The organism is Ruminococcus sp. NATIVEDY161 (genome assembly GCF_045819895.1).
In the GTDB taxonomy this organism is placed as follows: Bacteria; Bacillota; Clostridia; order Oscillospirales; family Acutalibacteraceae; genus Ruminococcoides.
Genome location: NZ_CP162392.1, coordinates 555168 through 573636, shown reverse-complemented (window position 1 = coordinate 573636; position 18469 = coordinate 555168). Strand labels below are relative to the sequence as shown.

The 18469-nt window shown below is 44.6% G+C and carries 20 protein-coding genes and 1 tRNA gene; 15 read left to right on the top strand and 6 right to left on the bottom strand.

Going from position 1 to position 18469, the window contains the following annotated elements; genetic code table 11:
* The first annotated feature begins 7 nt into the window (after nucleotides 1-7).
* From AB1I50_RS02740 to AB1I50_RS02690, 11 genes are all read left to right on the top strand, one after another.
* Complete coding sequence (locus tag AB1I50_RS02740; protein ID WP_407724679.1) at nucleotides 8-1894, top strand: ABC transporter ATP-binding protein; 1887 nt, start codon at nucleotides 8-10, stop codon at nucleotides 1892-1894.
* Nucleotides 1895-1916: 22 nt separating this feature from the next.
* Nucleotides 1917-2810, top strand: coding sequence for a ComEC/Rec2 family competence protein (locus AB1I50_RS02735; protein WP_407724678.1), 894 nt, complete (start codon nucleotides 1917-1919; stop codon nucleotides 2808-2810).
* A 2-nt stretch (nucleotides 2811-2812) separates the two neighbouring features.
* Complete coding sequence (locus tag AB1I50_RS02730) at nucleotides 2813-3034, top strand: DUF3006 domain-containing protein (protein ID WP_407724677.1); 222 nt, start codon at nucleotides 2813-2815, stop codon at nucleotides 3032-3034.
* Between the two features lie 91 nt (nucleotides 3035-3125).
* Nucleotides 3126-3209: transfer RNA gene (locus AB1I50_RS02725), tRNA-Leu, on the top strand.
* 747 nt (nucleotides 3210-3956) lie between these two features.
* Nucleotides 3957-4448: a hypothetical protein gene (locus AB1I50_RS02720; RefSeq protein ID WP_407724676.1), complete on the top strand. Its 492-nt coding sequence runs from the start codon at nucleotides 3957-3959 to the stop codon at nucleotides 4446-4448.
* Entirely contained in the window at nucleotides 4438-4872 is a 435-nt protein-coding gene (locus tag AB1I50_RS02715) for a dockerin type I repeat-containing protein (RefSeq protein ID WP_407724675.1), read from the top strand. The genes AB1I50_RS02720 and AB1I50_RS02715 overlap by 11 nt, the downstream gene beginning before the upstream one ends.
* A gap of 298 nt (nucleotides 4873-5170) precedes the next feature.
* The gene (locus tag AB1I50_RS02710; RefSeq protein ID WP_407724674.1) at nucleotides 5171-5512 is read left to right on the top strand and encodes a hypothetical protein; all 342 of its coding nucleotides are present in this window, start codon (nucleotides 5171-5173) and stop codon (nucleotides 5510-5512) included.
* Nucleotides 5506-5763 carry a hypothetical protein gene (locus AB1I50_RS02705; RefSeq protein ID WP_407724673.1) on the top strand — a complete coding sequence of 86 codons (258 nt, stop codon included), beginning with the start codon at nucleotides 5506-5508 and terminating at the stop codon, nucleotides 5761-5763. The genes AB1I50_RS02710 and AB1I50_RS02705 overlap by 7 nt, the downstream gene beginning before the upstream one ends.
* A gap of 21 nt (nucleotides 5764-5784) precedes the next feature.
* A complete protein-coding gene (locus AB1I50_RS02700) occupies nucleotides 5785-6045 on the top strand; it encodes a PqqD family protein (protein ID WP_407724672.1) in 261 nt (86 codons plus the stop codon).
* Between the two features lie 39 nt (nucleotides 6046-6084).
* A complete protein-coding gene (locus AB1I50_RS02695) occupies nucleotides 6085-7215 on the top strand; it encodes a nucleotidyltransferase domain-containing protein (RefSeq protein WP_407724671.1) in 1131 nt (376 codons plus the stop codon).
* 183 nt (nucleotides 7216-7398) lie between these two features.
* Nucleotides 7399-7911: an HdeD family acid-resistance protein gene (locus AB1I50_RS02690; protein WP_407724670.1), complete on the top strand. Its 513-nt coding sequence runs from the start codon at nucleotides 7399-7401 to the stop codon at nucleotides 7909-7911.
* Nucleotides 7912-8168: 257 nt separating this feature from the next.
* Here AB1I50_RS02690 and AB1I50_RS02685 read toward each other — a convergent pair whose 3' ends face one another.
* Nucleotides 8169-9095, bottom strand: a complete 927-nt coding sequence (locus tag AB1I50_RS02685; protein WP_407724669.1) for a DMT family transporter — start codon at nucleotides 9093-9095, stop codon at nucleotides 8169-8171.
* A gap of 183 nt (nucleotides 9096-9278) precedes the next feature.
* On the opposite strand from AB1I50_RS02685, the gene AB1I50_RS02680 reads away from it, so the two are divergent.
* Nucleotides 9279-10544 (top strand): cation:proton antiporter, encoded by a 1266-nt coding sequence (locus AB1I50_RS02680; RefSeq protein WP_407724668.1) that lies wholly within the window; start codon nucleotides 9279-9281, stop codon nucleotides 10542-10544.
* Between the two features lie 77 nt (nucleotides 10545-10621).
* Here the strand turns inward: AB1I50_RS02680 and AB1I50_RS02675 are convergent, their stop codons facing one another.
* The 5 genes from AB1I50_RS02675 to AB1I50_RS02655 form a co-directional block, all read right to left on the bottom strand.
* Entirely contained in the window at nucleotides 10622-11434 is an 813-nt protein-coding gene (locus AB1I50_RS02675) for a L,D-transpeptidase family protein (RefSeq protein WP_407724667.1), read from the bottom strand.
* A 114-nt stretch (nucleotides 11435-11548) separates the two neighbouring features.
* The gene (locus AB1I50_RS02670) at nucleotides 11549-11779 is read right to left on the bottom strand and encodes a hypothetical protein (RefSeq protein ID WP_407724666.1); all 231 of its coding nucleotides are present in this window, start codon (nucleotides 11777-11779) and stop codon (nucleotides 11549-11551) included.
* A 130-nt stretch (nucleotides 11780-11909) separates the two neighbouring features.
* A complete protein-coding gene (locus tag AB1I50_RS02665) occupies nucleotides 11910-12206 on the bottom strand; it encodes an STAS domain-containing protein (protein WP_407724665.1) in 297 nt (98 codons plus the stop codon).
* 17 nt (nucleotides 12207-12223) lie between these two features.
* Nucleotides 12224-14185 (bottom strand): SpoIIE family protein phosphatase, encoded by a 1962-nt coding sequence (locus AB1I50_RS02660; protein ID WP_407724664.1) that lies wholly within the window; start codon nucleotides 14183-14185, stop codon nucleotides 12224-12226.
* 118 nt (nucleotides 14186-14303) lie between these two features.
* Nucleotides 14304-14747 (bottom strand): DUF5684 domain-containing protein, encoded by a 444-nt coding sequence (locus AB1I50_RS02655; RefSeq protein WP_407724663.1) that lies wholly within the window; start codon nucleotides 14745-14747, stop codon nucleotides 14304-14306.
* Between the two features lie 373 nt (nucleotides 14748-15120).
* On the opposite strand from AB1I50_RS02655, the gene AB1I50_RS02650 reads away from it, so the two are divergent.
* Genes AB1I50_RS02650 through AB1I50_RS02640 form a run of 3 tightly spaced genes read left to right on the top strand, consistent with a single transcriptional unit; the run spans nucleotide 15121 to nucleotide 18450 of the window.
* Nucleotides 15121-15429: a hypothetical protein gene (locus tag AB1I50_RS02650; RefSeq protein WP_407724662.1), complete on the top strand. Its 309-nt coding sequence runs from the start codon at nucleotides 15121-15123 to the stop codon at nucleotides 15427-15429.
* A gap of 21 nt (nucleotides 15430-15450) precedes the next feature.
* Nucleotides 15451-16485, top strand: a complete 1035-nt coding sequence (locus AB1I50_RS02645) for a V0D/AC39 family V-type ATPase subunit (protein ID WP_407724661.1) — start codon at nucleotides 15451-15453, stop codon at nucleotides 16483-16485.
* A 24-nt stretch (nucleotides 16486-16509) separates the two neighbouring features.
* Nucleotides 16510-18450, top strand: coding sequence for a V-type ATP synthase subunit I (locus AB1I50_RS02640; RefSeq protein ID WP_407724660.1), 1941 nt, complete (start codon nucleotides 16510-16512; stop codon nucleotides 18448-18450).
* The last annotated feature ends 19 nt before the right edge of the window (nucleotides 18451-18469 follow it).

The following is an 18469-nucleotide window of genomic DNA, read 5'->3' as shown; positions in this document are numbered from 1 at the left end:
AAAAAATATGCAGCCCAAACCGAAGGTTAAAAATCCGATGAAAACGCTCAAAAGGCTGCTCGGAATTATTTTCAAAAGATACAAGCTTCACCTTTCAATTGTGTTCGTCTGTATTATTGTCAGCGTGCTCGCGAACGTTCAGGGCACAATGTTTATCCAAAAGCTGATTGACGACTACATCACTCCGATGGTGCAGAGCGTTTCGGCTGGCAATCCTGCCGACTTTACACCGCTGTTGATGGCAATTTCTCGCGTAGCGCTGTTCTATTTAATCGGAGCGGCGGCGCAGTTCGCCTACTCAAAAATTATGGTTTACGTAACCCAGGGCACAATGCGCGACCTTCGCTGCCGTATTTTTGAGCATATGGAAAGCCTGCCGATTAAGTATTTCGACACCCATCCCCACGGCGACATTATGAGCGTATATACAAACGACGTTGATACTCTCAGACAGATGATAAGCCAGAGTATGCCGCAGATGTTCTCCAGCGCAATCACAATCGTATCCGTGCTCGTCAGTATGATAATGCTCAGTATTCCGCTGACAGCTCTTTCAATCGGTATGGTCGGCGTGATGATGCTCGCGACAAAGACAATCGCCTCAAAAAGCGGTAAGTACTTCTTGGCGCAGCAGCAGGACCTCGGTAAGGAAAACGGCTATATCGAGGAAATGATGAACGGCCAGAAGGTTGTAAAGGTATTTAATCACGAGAAAAAGAGCGTTGAGGAGTTTAAGGAGCTCAACGAACAGCTTTTTAACAGCGCCTACAACGCCAATAAATTCGCCAATATCCTTATGCCTGTAAACGCGCAGCTCGGCAATGTAAGCTACGTTTTGTGCGCAATCGCAGGCTGCGTGCTGTTCCTCGTTTCGGGCGGAGCATGGATAACCCTCGGTAGAATAGTCAGCTTTTTGTCCTTTAACAAGAGCTTTTCACAGCCGATTAACCAGCTCAGCCAGCAGATTAACAGCATTGTAATGGCACTTGCAGGCGCGGAGAGAGTTTTTGAACTCCTCGACGAGCCGAGCGAGTCCGACGACGGCTACGTTACCCTTGTCAACGCCGTTAATAAGGACGGCGAGCTTACCGAGAGCGAGACTCGCACAGGTCTTTGGGCGTGGAAGCACGTTCATCAGGCGACAGGCGAGGTCGAGTACAAGCCGCTCGAGGGTGACCTCGTTATGGATGACGTTGATTTCGGATATACCGACGACAAAATGGTGCTCCATAACGTCAGCATTTACGCAAAGCCCGGTCAAAAAATCGCCTTTGTAGGCTCGACCGGCGCCGGTAAAACCACAATTACCAACCTGATTAACCGCTTTTACGATATTCAGGACGGCAAAATCCGCTATGACGGAATCAATATCAACAAAATCAAGAAGGCTGACCTGCGCCGTTCGCTCGGCATAGTCTTGCAGGAGACCGACCTTTTCAGCGATACAATTATGGAGAATATCCGCTACGGCAGGCTTGACGCTACCGATGAGGAAGTTATCAGCGCGGCTAAGCTCGCTAACGCCGACAGCTTTATTCGCCAGCTTCCGAACGGTTATCAGACGGTTATCAAGGCTGACGGCGGAAATCTCAGCCAAGGTCAGCGGCAAATGCTCGCAATTGCAAGAGCTGCCGTTGCAGATCCGCCTGCGCTCATTCTCGACGAGGCGACAAGCTCAATTGATACACGTACCGAAAAAATGGTGCAGGAGAGTATGGATAAGCTGATGAAGGGCAGGACGACGTTCGTAATCGCCCACAGACTGTCCACCGTCAAGAACTCTGACTGCATTATCGTATTGGAGCAGGGCAGAATTATTGAACGCGGTACTCACGACCAGCTTCTTGAGCAAAAGGGCAAGTATTATCAGCTTTACACAGGTAAGGCTTCTTAAAAAGAACAGGAGGATGACAGGATTGAAAATTAAAAGACTAATCTGCGCTGTAGCGTTGTGCTTGGCGGCGATTTTCACCCTGTCATCCTGCGACAGCTTATTTATCTTTGATATCCCGAGGCTGTATTACCCAAACGGCAAAACGCTTGTCTCGCATTACCTTGATGTAGGGCAGGGGGATTCGATTTTCATCGAGCTTCCAAACGGCGAGACTATGCTGATTGACTCGGGAGAGAACTACCACGGCGCGTCAATAATAAAGTATATCGAGGACTGCGGTCGCGATAAAATCGACTACCTTGTCGGCACGCACCCTCATTCCGACCATATCGGCTCGATGGCGTATATAGTTAGGAATTTTGACATCGGCTCGGTTTATCTCCCGAACGCGAGTACAAATACATATACCTATGAAAAGCTCCTCGAAGCTGTCAAGAAAAAGAAGATGAAGGTCAAAAACGGCAAGGCAGGCGTGAATATCCTCAGCGATGAGGAGAATTCGCTGTATGTCAATATCATAGCGCCGGTCGATACCGACGTAAAGAACCTCAACAACACCTCAATAATCATCAAGATTGAGTACGGCGAAACGAGCTTTCTATATACCGGCGACGCCGAGACAGGCGAGCTAAAAACCGTAACCGCAGATGTGTCAGCCGATGTTCTTAAGGTAGGCCACCACGGAAGCGACACGTCGTCTCCGCAGAGCTTTATAGACGCGGTTAATCCGAAAATCGCGGTAATATCCGTAGGAGAGGATAACGACTACGGACATCCGAGTACAAAAACGCTCAAAAGGCTCGAAAACAAGGGCTCTGAAATCTACCGCACAGACGAATTGCAGACAATCGCCGTCACCTCCGACGGAATAAATCTCGACGTTAAATCGGGCTTCAGGACAATGGAAAGAGAATAAATATGAAAAGATTTACCGTAGACAGAATTGAAAACGGCAGAGCTGTGCTCGAGTGCGAAAACGGCGACTTCGTAAGCCTCGACGTAAAATCCCTGCCAAAGAATATCAAGGACGGCGACGTGCTGAATTTTGAACACGGAAGTTGCTTTTTCAACGCCGAGGAAACCGAGCGCCGAAGCAGAAAAATAAAAAAGCTTATGCAGGCACTGTTTGAGGAAGAATAAAAGTTATAAAATTTTTCTTGCTAATTCTATTGACAATTATCCCCGACTGTGATATAATATCGACTGTTGAGCAAAAAAGCTCTTAATAATCGCGAGTGTGCTGGAATAGGCAGACAGGCACGTTTGAGGGGCGTGTGTCTTTGACGTACGGGTTCAAGTCCCGTCACTCGCACCAAAACAAAAAGGACTTCTTCGGAAGTCCTTTTTTTGTTTTGGATTGCGAGTAGGGACTTGAAGGCGACTGTGCCGACCGAAGGGAGGCAAAAACGTCACGGTGTGACGTTTTTAAGGAGAGAGTTACACCAACCTTTACTTTTCAACACGCCGCAACAAACGAGCTGAACCTATACTATAAGCCGAAGCAGTCACTCGTACCAATAGGCGAGTAGGGACTTGAAGGCGACTGTGCCGACCGAAGGGAGGCAAAAACGTCACGGTGTGACGTTTTTAAGGAGAGAGTTTCACCAACCTTTACTTTTCAACACGCCGCAACAAACGAGCTGAACCTATACTATAAGCCGAAGTAGTCACTCGCACCAAAACAAAAAGGACTTCTTCGGAAGTCCTTTTTTGTTTTGGATTGCGAGTAGGGACTTGAAGGCGACTGTGCCGACCGAAGGGAGGCAAAAACGTCACGGTGTGACGTTTTTAAGGAGTGAGTTACACCAACCTTTACTTTTCAACACGCCGCAACAAACGAGCTGAACCTATACTATAAGCCGAAGCAGTCAATCGCACTTTATTATTTAGCATAAATTGGCAGCTTTTGCTTAAGTATTGACATTTTTACTGTTTTGTTGTAATATATACTAAATATGTAAACACATTTCTGATTAATTGGTGCAAATAATGATATTACGGCTTAGTGCTGTATTAATCGGTATTTGTACTTAGATATTTATGTTTTTTATAGGTGAAAGATTTGTCTAAGCTTAATTTGATACTTGTGGCTATTCTTGTTGCTGTTGTTTTATGTTTTTCGGCGTGCGGCGGTAACAAAGACGTTCAATCAAGCAATTCGCAGAGCAGCACAGAGCAACCGGTATCCAAATCACAGACAACGGTTTCATCAACAGGCGCTTCTTCCGCTGAGAGTAAATCGGAAAATTCTGTAAATAAAGAATCAAATAATAACTCTAAAAACGATTCCAATTCAAATCAAAATAACGCAGGCGGCAGTAAATCCGCCAACGGAGATGGCAGCAGCGCTTCACAGATAAATGGCGCAAGCTCGTCTGCTCAGAAAAACGCTGAAAATAACTCACAAGAGAGCGTTAAGCAGGGAACAGAGAGCAAAACAAGTCAGAAGGAGAACAGCAATAGTTCAAAATCCGGCTCTTCTAATCAGGATTCTGCCGCAAAGTCCGGTTCGGGATACAGAGATAACGCAGAGGTGAATATCGATGACCTTTAAAATACGCAAAATCACATTGGCATTGATTAGCGCCGCAGCTTTGTTTTTATTCGGTACTGTTACCGTTTTTGCAGGAAATACGCTTGCGGAAAGCAACAGTAATTCCGAAGGATACATACTCGGTGACGCTAACGGCGACGGTTATGTTACAATTAGCGACGTAACAAGTATTCAGATGTTTCTTGTTGAGCTTCCCGTGGGGGATGATTTTTCGGAATATGCCGCAGATGTTGACGGTGACGGTGAAATTAAGCTTGAAGACGCTGTGACTATTCAAAAATGGGTAGCTGAGATTGAATTACCGTATTCAATCGGAGAATTCTTTGAGTTTCCGGTTGCGACTACTGCTCAACCTACCACCGAAGCGCCCACACAACCACCGACAGATGACGACGGATGGGGACGTATTATTTTTCAACCATAAGATTTGGGAGTGTAATTAATGAAATCTGTTTATAATCGTGAGGATTCAACAATTACATAATTTGATAAAGAAGATGTTATTACCACATCAGAAGTAACGCCCGATCCTGTTAGTCCTGAAGCATTACTTGAAAACTCTTATGTTGCAAACCGGAGTCTGAAAAATCCCGGTAATTGGTTCTAATATAAGGACGTGTATTGATGTCCTTGCTTTGATGCGGCTGTGTTTGCGTTGCAGGCAAACACAGCTATACGTTTTTTTGGAGGATAATATCAAACAGACGTTTTCGCTGAAAAAATTGATTACTGTACTAACGGGATTAATGTTTGCGGTATATGCGGCGTATAATGTTTTTGTTATAATCAGAGGACGAAGCTATCTGCCTGCAATCGGTCTTGTAATTCTTGCAGCCGTGGCGGTGTTGTTCGCAATCCTTTCCGCCTATTTGTTTACGTCGCTGATTGTGTCCGACGATATCCGCTTTTTAATGCTCAGAAGCACAATGTTTATTGTATCTCTGTTCTTTATATTTGTGCTAAAGCTCCGTATGGTAGTGAAGGTTATTGATTTTTTGACGTTTCACACCACGAAACTATTTTGTACGGCTGCGCGTACTTTTTTACGCTTGCGGCTATGGTAATATTGTTCCTATACTACACATTCTTTCTCAGAAGGCTTCCGCTCTTTCCGAGGGCAGTTGTTTTTCTTCCGTTAATTGCTTTGATTTTATTTGCACTTAGTTTGATTATTGAGATTATACTTTTCTTAGCATACGGAATGTTGTTGGAGGACAGCGTACTGAGAACAGTGGTAATCCGTCCGGTGTTCTATCTCGGATTTATCGGCTTGTCGGCTCACTTCCTGTTTCCTCCCGAAATTGTAGACGAATAAAAAATTAATATAGGTGATAAAATGAAACTCAACGATGAATTTTTAGTTCATAAAATCAGCGGTGAAACCCTTTTGGTGCCGACAGCTCAGGCGCCGTTTCACGGCTTGGGACAGGGCAACAATACCGCCTATGTTATTTTGGACTGTCTGAAAAACGATACTACCGAGGAAAAAATTGTCGACGCGCTTGCCGAAAAATACGACGGCAGCCGCGACGAAATGGCAGAGGACGTCCGCTCGGTAATTTCTAAACTAAGGAAAATCGGAGCAATAGTCGAATAAATAATCAATTGCTTTTTGGCAAAAACAGGACTACTTGATATGGCAGATTATTCTAAAACAGCTGAAACGCTTATTTATCTTATCTCTTGCGCGGTAAATAAAAAGAAATGTGAGCTTAAGCCCGGTGAAATTGATTTTGACGGGCTTTATTTGCTTGCGAAAAGACACTTTTTATGCGCGGCTGTTTCGTTTGCACTCGAAAGCGCAGGAATAGAGGAGCGCCGTTTTACTCAGGCAAGGCTTAAATCAATGCGCAAGCTCGGGCTGTTTGACATTGAACGCGGCAAAATCTGCGAAAAATTAAACGAAGCAGGCATTTGGTATTTGCCGCTCAAAGGGATTGTTATAAAGGACTTTTACCCTGAATTCGGAATGCGCGAAATGTCCGACAACGATATTCTCTGCGACGCCTCAAAAATGGCGCAGGTCAGGGAGATTATGGAAGCGTTTGGCTACGAATGTGAAGAATACCGCTTAACTAATCACGATAATTATAAAAAACTGCCTACGCTTGAATTTGAAATGCACCGTTTGCTCTTTGAAAAGGACGCAGTTCCCGAATTTGACGCTTACTATGAGAATATTATTGAAAAAGCGGTGTGCAAAGAAAACTGCGAATACGCATTAACCGACGAGGATTTTTACATCTATATTTTAGCGCATACATATAAACATTTTACCTACAGCGGCACAGGACTTCGCCCTTTGCTTGATATCTATGTATATCTGAAATCGCATACCGAGCTTGATTTTGACTATATCCGCCGTGAGCTTGAGATACTCAAAATCGAAAAATTTGAACGCAAATGCCGTGAGCTATCATTAAAACTATTCGGTTTTCAACCGCTCAGCGGCGAGGATACCGAGCTGCTCTCGGAGTTTTTGTATTCATCTCTTTACGGCTCGGTCGCTCAGGGGGAGTATAACGGCTTAACCCGAAGTCTTGACGGCAAAGACACAAAAGGCGCAAAGACCAAGTACCTGCTCGACAGAACCTTTATAAGCGGCAAGGCGCTTGAAAAACAGTATCCGTTTTTTGCGCGTCACAAGCTTCTGCTTCCGGCGTTGTATATATACCGTCCGGTTAAGGGTATAATTAAACGTCCCAAGTATATTCTGCGCGAAGTTAAGAAAGTAATAAAATACAAGTCACCGAAAAATAGATTGTAAAAAATCAATATTTATCTGTTTATCTACTGATAATCTGCAAAAAAATTAAAGAAATTTGTCGAATTTACCAACAAATCTATTGACTTATTTGAAATTGATTGATATGATAATATATGTAATATGTATAAAGCCGAAAGTCGGCGGTGTGTGTATTATACAATTTTTTACCGGAGAGGTGTATTTATGAACGTACTATTCATCATTTTAGGTATCTTAATGGTAATTGGCGGATTTTCATGTATGTTTACTCCCGTACTTACCTTTATGAGCACCGGCTATTTCCTTATCATCATGGTTACCGTTTACGGTGTATTCGGCATCATTAACGCAATCAGATTTAAGAGATTCGGAATTGGCTTTGTATTCAGCATTTTGAGTGTATTGCTCGGTATCGCTTCTTTCTGCGTACCCAATATGTTCCTGCTCGCAAGCGGTGTTATGCTTTACATCGTTGCAGGTTGGTTTGTTGTTATGGGTATTGTTGATATCTATACTTCAATCGCAATCACAAGAAAAGCGATCCCCACAGGACTTTGGATTTTACAGCTAATCCTCGGAATTATCGCAGTCCTGATTGGTATTTACTCATTCTTCCGTCCTGCTGCTCTTGCAATTACAGAGGGCGTACTGATTGGTATCTTCTTCATTGAGACAGGTCTCTCAATGATGTTCCTGCCCGCAATCAGAAGAAATTAATAATTCTTAGCTTTAACGCGCGGCGGCTCCGGCTGCCGCGTAATTTTTTTGCCTATAAAAACGGGCAGGAGCGTAATACTAATACCTAATAAAAAGTAGACAATCTTTGCGGACTATTTTCCGCAATACTGCGTTGTCGTCCTTGCAAGGCGCCAGCCTTGCGGCGTCCTCCGCCTTGTCTTGCGAAAAATATCTTCGCAAAATATAAGTCTACTTTCTATCAGGAATTAGTATAAATATAAAAATCACGCAGACTATTAAGCCTGCGTGTTGTTTTGTTTATTTGATTTTTGTTTTTGTTTAATGGGGATTTGAACCAGAATAATAGCCGCGAACATCACCGCGCAGCCTATCAGCTCGCGCACGCTCATTTGCTCGTTCAGGAACACCGCGCCTGCAATTACGGCAAATACCGATTCAAGGCTCATCAGCAGCGAGGCGACCGTCGGGTCGGTAAACCTCTGCGCGACGATTTGTAGTGTGTAGCCGACTCCGCCCGAAATTATTCCGCAGTAGAGAATCGGTACAGCCGCCGAGATAATTTTATCAACACTCGGTGCTTCCATAATAAACGCCGCTATCCACGACACAGCCGCCGCGGTGACAAACTGCATTGCCGACAGCTTAACAGGGTTGCATTTTTCAACAAAACGGTCGCAGCACAGGATGTGTCCGCTGAACATAAACGCGCAAATTACAACGTAGGTATCGCCCTGCGAAAGGCTGAAACCGCCGTTCATACACAGCAGGTACATTCCGAAAATGCCCATAAGCACGGCAATCCACACCGTAAACGGACTGCGCTTTCTGAATATTATAAGGTTTAGTATGGGGACAATCAGCATATACAGCGCGGTGATGAACCCTGCCTTGCCTGCGGTGGTATAAACCAGTCCGATTTGCTGAAATATACTTCCCGCGGCGAGGAATATTCCGCAGAGTATTCCGCCGATTACCGTGTTTTTACGCCTTGCTTTTTTTATTTCCTCACTGTAGGAGGGAGCAGAGTCCTTAAAAAACAGCGACACAATGCCTATCGCGGCAGCCGCCAAGGTCATTCTTGACGCGCTGAAAGTGAGCGGTTCAATCTGCTCCATTCCCGTCCGCTGAAAAACAAACGCCGTACCCCAAATAACTGCTGTCAAAACCAGCAGTAAGCTTCCGAGTAATTTTTTCTTATCCATTTTTTTATTATACCATGGCTGCCAAAATATGTCTATCTGTTTTTATTTTAGCCGATTATTAAGGCTGATTGGTGATTTTATTAAAAAATGTATCAATTTATTTAAAAAGGTTGTTTTTATTCACAATATTTGTTATATTATAATAGTAAGAAAATTGTTTTTATAAGAGGAGGAATGTAGTATATGGAAACAATGTATATTTTCGTCGGTGTAATTGCGCTTGTCTGCGTTCTCGGATTTTTCAATGAGAAGGTTACAAAGCTCACCTACGAAATAGCTCTTATGCTGTTTGCGACGATACTCGGCGTGCTTGTGCTGGTAGGCACAATCGTGTTCAGCGACACACCTGTCGGAAACATTATGAAAGAAGTACAGAGTTTCGACATCCATGATTTTCTTATGCACGGAGTGCTGTGCTTTATGCTGTTTGCCGGCTCATGTAATATGAAGCTTAAGGACTTCAAGGAAATGGCAAGACAGGTAACGGTGCTCTCGCTCGTGTGCACCCTGCTCGGAGCTGGTTTTTACGGACTGCTCATCTACGGCGCAAGTATGATTTTCAACTTAAATCTCTCACTGCCCGTATGTCTTATGTTCGGCAGCATTATCGCGCCGACCGATCCGATCGCGGCTACGGGAATTTTGAGCAAGTTCGGTCTGCCGAAGAAAACTTCGTTCCTTATTCAGGGCGAGTCGCTCTTTAACGACGGTATCGGCGTTGCGCTGTTCGTATGCTTCTCAGGTATGGTTAAAGCCTCGGGTTCATCGGACCAGAGCTTCCTCGGCGTAATGTTCAGAGAGGTAATCGGCGCTGTTGTTGTAGGTATTGTTGTAACGGTAGTCTGCTTCCTGATGTATCGCTTCAGCAAGCATAAATTCCTCAAAATCTTCATCAGCCTGCTCACCGTTTCGCTCGCTTATTCACTCTGCGAGGTGTTCCACTTCTCGGGCGCTATTGCGTCGGTAATCTGCGGAATTCTGTTCTCAGAGCTCCGTTCAAGATTTTGCGAGAACGAGGAAAAGGAACACGCGGAAATTTTCGATTCGTTTTGGGAAACCCTCGACGTTTTCCTCAACTCACTGCTTTATATCCTGCTCGGTCTGTCGTTTATAAGCATTCTGAGAATGGAGCACGTACTCCTGCTCTCGGCTATCGCGATTATCGCAAACCTGATTTCACGTTCAAGCAGTCTTGCGATTTCCTCGCTGTTTATGGGTAAAATCCCCGACAACTTCACCCGCGGCGGCTTTATAACGCTGTTCACGTGGGGAGGACTGCGAGGCGGACTTTCGGTAGCGCTTGCGATGAGCACAAAGGATATGGTGCCTGAGAACATTTACTTTATCATTCTCGGCTGTACCTACGCTGTAGTATTCTTCACAACGGTAATTCAGGGACTTACCATGAAGCCCGTTTATAAGAGAATCAGCAAAAACCGCACGGCTTAACAGTTATTTAGACAAAACACAACGCGCCTTGCTTAACAGCAGGGCGCGTTTTTATTTGTATCAGGTAACGTTATATATTAGAATTCTCCGCCGAGCTTTTCGAGCGAATCAATAACAACCGCGCAATTCGGTTTAACGTTCTGCATAACGAACTTCATCTGGTTTTCGGGAATCGCCACACAGCCGCCGGTGTAGGGCTTGTTAGGACCTAAGCAGTGCAGGAAAATCGCTGAGCCTGCGTCTGTTTTGCAATCTGAATTGTAGCTGATGTTCAGGCAGTACTGATACTGTCTGGTGTAGTCGATGATGTGCTCAGAGCTGTCCTTGTCAAGATTTGGGTAGTCCTTTATGCTGACCATCTTGTTGTACTGCATTCCTTCACGTACATCGCCCGACCAGTAGGTGTTATCGTCAACCTTGGTGTAGGGGATAGAGCAGCCCGGGTCGCTTGCAATTCCGAACGCCGCGTTAAAGCCGAAGGTTCCTACAGGAGTTTTGCCGTCGCCTTCCTTTGTCTTTCCGAGTCCGTTTTTGCCGATGTAGCCGGGAGTTGACATAACCATCTGCCACTTGCCGTCCTTATCCTTTTCGTGCAGCGACACCCAAGCGGTTGTCTTTTCGTGAGCGGCTACAACAAAAAGCTGATCGGCACTTTTGGCGGCGTCAAGCTTTGTCACCCATTCGGGAGATTCACCGAGCATCGCGGTTGTTGCAATGTCCGCGGCAGCGGTTTCTGTTGCTGTTTCTGTTGCGGATTGAGCGGCGGTTTCACCTGTCTTTGATGACGCCTGCTCCTTTGCGCAGCCCGTAAGAGCGGCGGCTGAGGTTAACGCGGTAATCGCGGCGAGTGATAACGCGAGGATTTTGCCTTTGATTGATATTTTTTTCATGATGTTGACTCCTTATTTTTATTGTAGCCTCATTATATCATACAGACTATAACAAAACCATTACAAATATAAGTATTAAAAAAGGCGCTGTTACATAACAGCGCCGCAATAATATTAAAGCCAAAATTGATTTCTTACAAATCCGGCAATCTTATCGTAGTTTTTGGCAACAACAAAAGTTCCGCCGACAACTACTCCTGCAATAATAAGATTTCTGATTATCTTTCTTCTGATTTTTTTAACGATTGTCTTTTTGAACTTGTCCTCAATAGCCTGTTCAACAATTTCCTTTATTTTTACCTGAGCGTCATAGCTCAAATCCGCCTTAACGTCGTTTCCAAACATCGGTAATTCCTCCTAAATTTTTATTAGCTTGCACTGTCAGTATTCGGCAAACTTCATCATTTATATGCTATCATAAAAGTATAATTTAGTCAAGATTACAGAGAAAGATTTGTTTAGTTATTACTAAAGATTATTCAATATTGAATTTTTTTCTGAAGCCGGTCATGGTGATGATGGTATCGACGTTTTTGTTGAGGTTTTTGAGCACGAGGCCGCCCTTCTGCTCCATCTTGCGGTGAGCGACCAGAATAACGCGCAGTCCTGCCGAGGAAATGTACTCGGTTTTTGCAAGGTCAAAAATCATCTTGTCGCATTTTTCGGAGTATTCCTCAAATGTCTGCTCAAACTGCGGCGCGGTTAGGGTATCAACCTTGCCCTCAACAGCTAAAGTGCATACATTGCCTTCTAAATTTGCGTTAATATTCATATATAGCTCTCCTTTTCTCAAACATTCTCTTGAATATTTTTTATTATTTTTAAGATGTTTTTATTGTCTTTGCGTTCGTATGAATAATCATCGGCCATTGAAAATGTTATGAACCTTCCAAGTCCGCCGACGGCGTTTTCGGAATCGTAATCCTCAATGTCAATGACGTTTTCGCCCTGATTAAACGGAATTCCGCTGTCCTCAAAGGTCAATGTGACCTTGCCGTTTTCGTTTTCGATAATCACGTCAACCTCTCCTGCCGTTTCGGGATAGGAGTACGAGCAGATGTTAACGAAAATTTCCTCAGCGATAATGTTGAGCTGAACGCGCATTTCTTCGCTTAAATCAAGTGCTGAAATTTTATCCTCAATCTTTACGAGGTTTTCGGTTTTCGCTTCAAGGCGCAGGCGGTTGCCGCTCTCGGAATTTATTTGAAGTGCCAGCATTGTTACGTCGTCAAACTGCTCCGCACCGCTTACAAAGGCTTTAATCTCATCGTTAATGGCGTTTACAACACCTTTTGCGCCTGAGCTTTTGCTTTCAAGCAAAATTCTTTCGAGCGTTTCCTCTCCGAAAAATCCGCCGTCCCTGTTCTGTGCGTCGGTAACGCCGTCAGTGTACAAAAACAGCATATCTCCGTCGTTTAGCTTAATTTCAAATTCGGGATAAGCTTCATCCTCAAACACACCTGCCGCCGAGCCGATTTCGTCATCGAGCTTAATCAGCGTATCCGAGATGATATACGGAACATTGTGGCCTGCGTTTGAGTAGGTCAGCACCTTTGTTTTCGGGTTGTAAATCGCCGCAAAGGTCGTGATAAACATCAGGTTCGGGTTGTGCTTTGCGAGGCTGTTGTTGTACTCGTAAAGGATTTTGGACGGTGAATAGCTGAGCTTTGCATACTGGTGAAGCATTGTGACAGCCCTCGCCATAAACAGTGCCGCCGTAACGCCCTTGTCCGAAACATCGGCAATTGACACAAAAATGTTGCCGTTGTCGAGCGCGCAGTAATCGTACAAATCTCCGCCGACAATCTTTGCCGCAACCATAGAGGCGTTGATTGTGACGTATTCATTTTCAAAATCGGGCTTTTCCAAAAGTCCGCGCTGAATGTTTTTTGCGATGTTCAGCTCGGCTTTTTGACGGTTAAGCTCCGAAAGGTCGGTAATAAAACGGTCGATATCCTCCGCCATATTGTTGAACGAGTTGGACATTTCCGCAATTTCGTCCTTGCCCTTAACAGGAAGCTTTTCAAAAAACGCGCCCTTCTGCGAGACGAAGTTTTTCATCCTTCCGCTTATTCTTTTCAGCGGTTTTGAAACCCTGAAATACAGGACAATTCCCGTCAGTATTAAAATTACAATGGTAGCGCCGACAATCGTTGCCGCTAAGTTGAGATATTTCTGGTTGAAGTTTGCCAATACACTTTTAATCGAAATCTCGGCGCATACCATGCTTTTAATCTCGTTTACAGTGGTTTGCTTTGCTTTTGACCAGTGCTTTTTGACCGGTGTATAGCAAATCAGCGTATCGTCATACTCGTTTTTTTCGTGTATAACAACACATTCCTCGCCGTTCATAACTCTGATTTGCTCGTCTCTCAGCACTCCCTTGGCAAGATACCCCGAATAACGGTGGTTAATATATTCTTCCGAGGCGTTTCCGCCCCAGCCCCTTGCGAGGTACAATTCATCTTTCGTCTCGATATCCGGCTTAAGTACATATAAATATGTTATGCCCAAGCCGCTGCAGACGCCGTTAAGGTAATCCTCGCAGCCGATAAAGTCATTCAAGTCATCAGGATCGTAGGTTTCAAGCGCGAGTGCCGACGACGACGCGGCAAATTTAATGTCTTCCGTTGAGTCTTTAATCGTGTGGTCGTAGGTGTACTGATACAAAAATATCAGTACGCCTGTTTCGGCAAGCGTTAAAACTATGGTTAAACCTAAAATAATTTTCCAAAATACAGAGTGTCTCATAAAGATATACTCCTTTTGACCTTTTAATAAAATAATTATACATCAAAAAACAACAAATGTCACTAAATATTTTATGATGAAAAAACAACAACTCCGCCGTAAAAGCGGAGTTGTAATTTCAGTGTTTGTCAGGCCTTTTGAATTTTGCTTTGCCGTAGGCGAAAATCATTAAGAACACCTCGGTAAACAGAATTGTTCCGATTTTGTAGCCTATGCCTTTTCTGAAGCAGTCGCACAGCTTAATTGCGTAAATCACCTCGGAAAGCGCGGTGATAACGATGGTCGGCACGGCGAAAATCAAACCGAAAACAGGTGGAATACCGTGGAATACTTCGAGCACAATCTCGGTAATCCAGCAAAAAATTTCAAGTATAAACCAGACGTGGCTCATTCCGACAACGTGGTGCGCGGTAAAAACATTGTAAAACGGTATCAGCGCCTTCCACCACTTTTCGCCTGCTTTTGTCATCAGCTTAAACTGAGCGATGACGTAAAGTATATAAAATGCAAGTAAGCAGATTAGTATTATAATCGTAACCAGAGATGTAAAATCAATCCGCATTTCAAAACCTCCCTAATTTTCATTCAATAATGATTATACATTTTTATGTGTAAAAACGCAAGTTACATATTCTTAATTAATTGAAAACGCCGTTTTACTTATCTTCTAAAGCCTGCCGCTTTAATAACAGAGTTGAATTATTGAATAATATATTAAAGGAAAGTAAAAAATCTTTTCGTGTATATTGACATTTTAACAATAAAAAAGTATAATAATGACAATCAAAATTGCCCTCTTTTTGGCGCTCGCCGCCGTAAAGCGCTGAAGAAATTACCCACTCGGGGAAGAAGAGCAATCTTCTTCCTTTTTTTACGTAAATTGAGCTTTTTAGGGCAGAAAATATTGATTATTTCATCATTAGGAGGTGAATTGTTTGCAGGATATGATTAAAAGAATCGTCGAGGCCGACGCCGAAGCCCAGGCGCTTGAACAAGCCAACAAAAAGGCTGCCGAGGAAGAGCGGCGGAGGATTGATGAGGAAGCTGCGGCGATTTATCAAAAATACATGGATAACGCCAAGGAGGAAATCGCCAAAAGCGAAGCCTATCTTGAAAAGCGGACCGACCGAAAGTTCAGGGATATTTCCGTTAAGCAGGAATCATCGCTGATTAAGCTTAAGGCGGACTACGAACAAAACCGCGACAGATGGGTGGATGAAATCGTCAGCCGCGTAATCGGCTGATAAACACAGGGAGGTGATTGTATGTCCACCACTTCCTACGCTGTACTCGCCAAAGCGAGGTCAAAATACAGCAGATTTTTGAGCGACCGCGATTACTCGGGACTTTTAGCGTGCCAAAGCGTGCCCGAGGTTATGGTGTATCTTAAATCACATACCCACTTTGCCTCGGTGCTTTCCGAAATTAACGAGCGCGACGTTCACCGCGGACGGCTCGAACAGCTCTTGCGGCAGTACCTTTTTAACGAGTTCGACTCGCTTTGCCGCTACGATTCAAGCGTAAGCGCAGGCTTTTCGCGGTATGTTGTAGAGAAAACCGAGGTCGAGCAGATTGTAAGATACCTTATTTTGCTCAACTCAAACTCAACCGAGAAGTTTATTTTTCAGTTTCCGTCGTTTTTGTCAAAGCATACCGAGCTCGATATGGTGCAGCTTGCCAAGGCTGAAAGCTACGACGACTTTCTTCAAGCGCTCAGCCGCACGCCTTATTACGACATTGTAAAGGTATACAAGCCCGATTCAAAGGGTATGCTTCCGGTTTCTACCATTGAAAACCGGCTGTACGGATGCATTCTTAAAAATATGCTGGAGCTTATTAAAAAGAAAACCAAGGGCAGTGAACGCACCGAGCTCGAGTCAATGTTCCGCACAATGAACGATTACAGTATTTTTTCAAGAATTCTGAGATTGAAAAAATATTATAACCTTCCGCCCGAGGTAATCAGAGCCAATATGCTGCCTGAGTTCAGCTCACTGAGCCCAAGGCTGATTGACCGTATGTGTCATGCGGAGTCCTCGGCAGAGGTGTTCCAAATTATGCAGAGCACAGGCTGCGGAAGATTAATCGGCAAAATCGGCTACAATCACGCAAGCGACATCAGTCCGCGCGTGCAGTATAAACTGGCAAAAAAGAATATACATTTTTCAAACAACCCTTCGGTCGTTATGATATCGTTTATGTTCCTCTCCGAAATCGAGCTGATGAATGTTATCAGCTTAATTGAGGGAATAAGATATCAGCTCGACACTAAAACCATTCAGTCTCTGATAATTCACTGACTGGGATAAAGAGGTGAACTAATTTTGGCGGTATCATCCATGCAGGCCGTGAACGTAATCGGATTGATGGACCACATCGACGAGGTCATCACGGTACTTGGAGAATCCGGTGTGTTTCATCCGGACGAGGTGGATAACTTCTATCCCGACGTAAAGGATTTTACGCACCTGCAAACAAAAAACAGCTATGCCGAGCCTCTGACAAACCTTAAATCCGCGCTTAATCAGACAAAACGCAGCTTTCCGCTGACAGACGTGAGCGATTTCAGCCCGTCGTTTGAGGAGCTTGAAAGCTTTTCAAAGGAAACTACGGCTGAAATCGACAAGCTGATTGATGCGCGCGAGACAGCGGCAAAGGATTTGGCGAATGCCAAGCAAAACCTCAGTGTTGTTCAGCACTTTTCGGGGCTTGATGTCCAAATCGAAAAGGTGCTCGGCACAAAGTTTGTCACCGCAAGGTTTGGCAGACTGTCCAAGGACAGCGTGCAAAAGCTCGAGGTTTACAAGGATAACGAGTTTGTCGACTTCGCCGTTTGCACAGAGGACAAAACCCATAGCTGGGGCGTGTATTTCGCGCCTAACGACAAGCTTGACGAGATAGACAAAATTTTTGAGGGCTTGTATTTTGAGCCTACCGATTTGGTCGGTACGGACGAAACTCCCGCCCAGAAAATCGAGAGCTATAAAAGCGAAATTCCGCAGCTTGAGCAGCAGTTGAGCAGTGCGGAAAAAGAGCTCGATAAATATTTGGACGAAAATACAGAGCGCATTACGCGCTATCTTTCAAAGCTCGAGGAGCTGTACCTTTACGCGGGAATCCGCAGTAAGGCGTTGCAGCACAACAACAGCTTTATTATAGTCGGCTGGATCCCGACGGAAAATAAAAAGCAGCTTAAAAAGCGTCTTAAGAAAATCCGCAGTGTTGAGCTCGACTTTTCCGACGCTAAAAATGAGATGGACAAACGTCCGCCCGTTAAGCTCAAAAATATTTTCCTTGCAAGGCCGTTCGAGTATTACACCGAAATGTACGGTGTTCCGAAGTATAACGAGATTGACCCGACCTTGTTCGTCGCGATCACCTACGTAATAATTTTCGGAATAATGTTTGCCGACCTCGGTCAGGGCTTGTGTATCGCAATCGCAGGCCTGATTATGTGGAAGCTCAAGAAAATGCCGATCGGCAGAATTCTTTTCCCGTGCGGTATCTCGGCAATGGTATTCGGAACCCTGTTCGGCAGTGTGTTCGGCTTTGAGCACGCGCTCGACCCGATGTTCGTAAGGCTCGGCTTTAATGAAAAGCCGATTGAGGTTATGGCGCCAGAGTTTACGATGACGATTATCTTCACCGCCGTAGGCATAGGCGTGTTCCTGCTGATTGTCGCGATGTGCCTTAACGTCTACACGTCGTTTAGGCAGAAAAACTACGGCAAGGCGCTGTTCAGCACCAGCGGAGTCGCAGGAATTCTCTTTTACGGCTCGATTGTTTTCGGTCTTGTCGCAGAGCTTTTCCTCGGAATTCACGTTATGACCTTACCGTATATCCTCGGACTTATCGTCCTTCCGTTCATACTGATTTTCTTTTCCGAACCGCTCGGAGATTTGGTAAACGGCGAAAAGGACTGGCAGCCCGAGAGCTGGGGCGGATATATCGTGGAAAATCTTTTTGAATCCATCGAGGTTCTTTTGGGCTACGTAACAAACACAATGAGCTTTTTGCGTGTAGGCGCGTTTGTGCTGGTTCACGCAGGTATGATGAACGTTGTGTTCGTCCTTGCCGAATCCGTCGGCAATCCCGGTTCGGTCGGATTTATAGCAATAGTCGTAGTCGGCAATATCATCGTTACAGTGCTCGAGGCGCTGCTTGTATCAATTCAGGTATTAAGGCTTGAGTATTACGAGATGTTCAGCCGTTTCTATTCGGGCGAGGGCAGACCGTTTGAACCCGTAAAAATAAAATCGGAATAATCTTTGGAGGTTTAATATT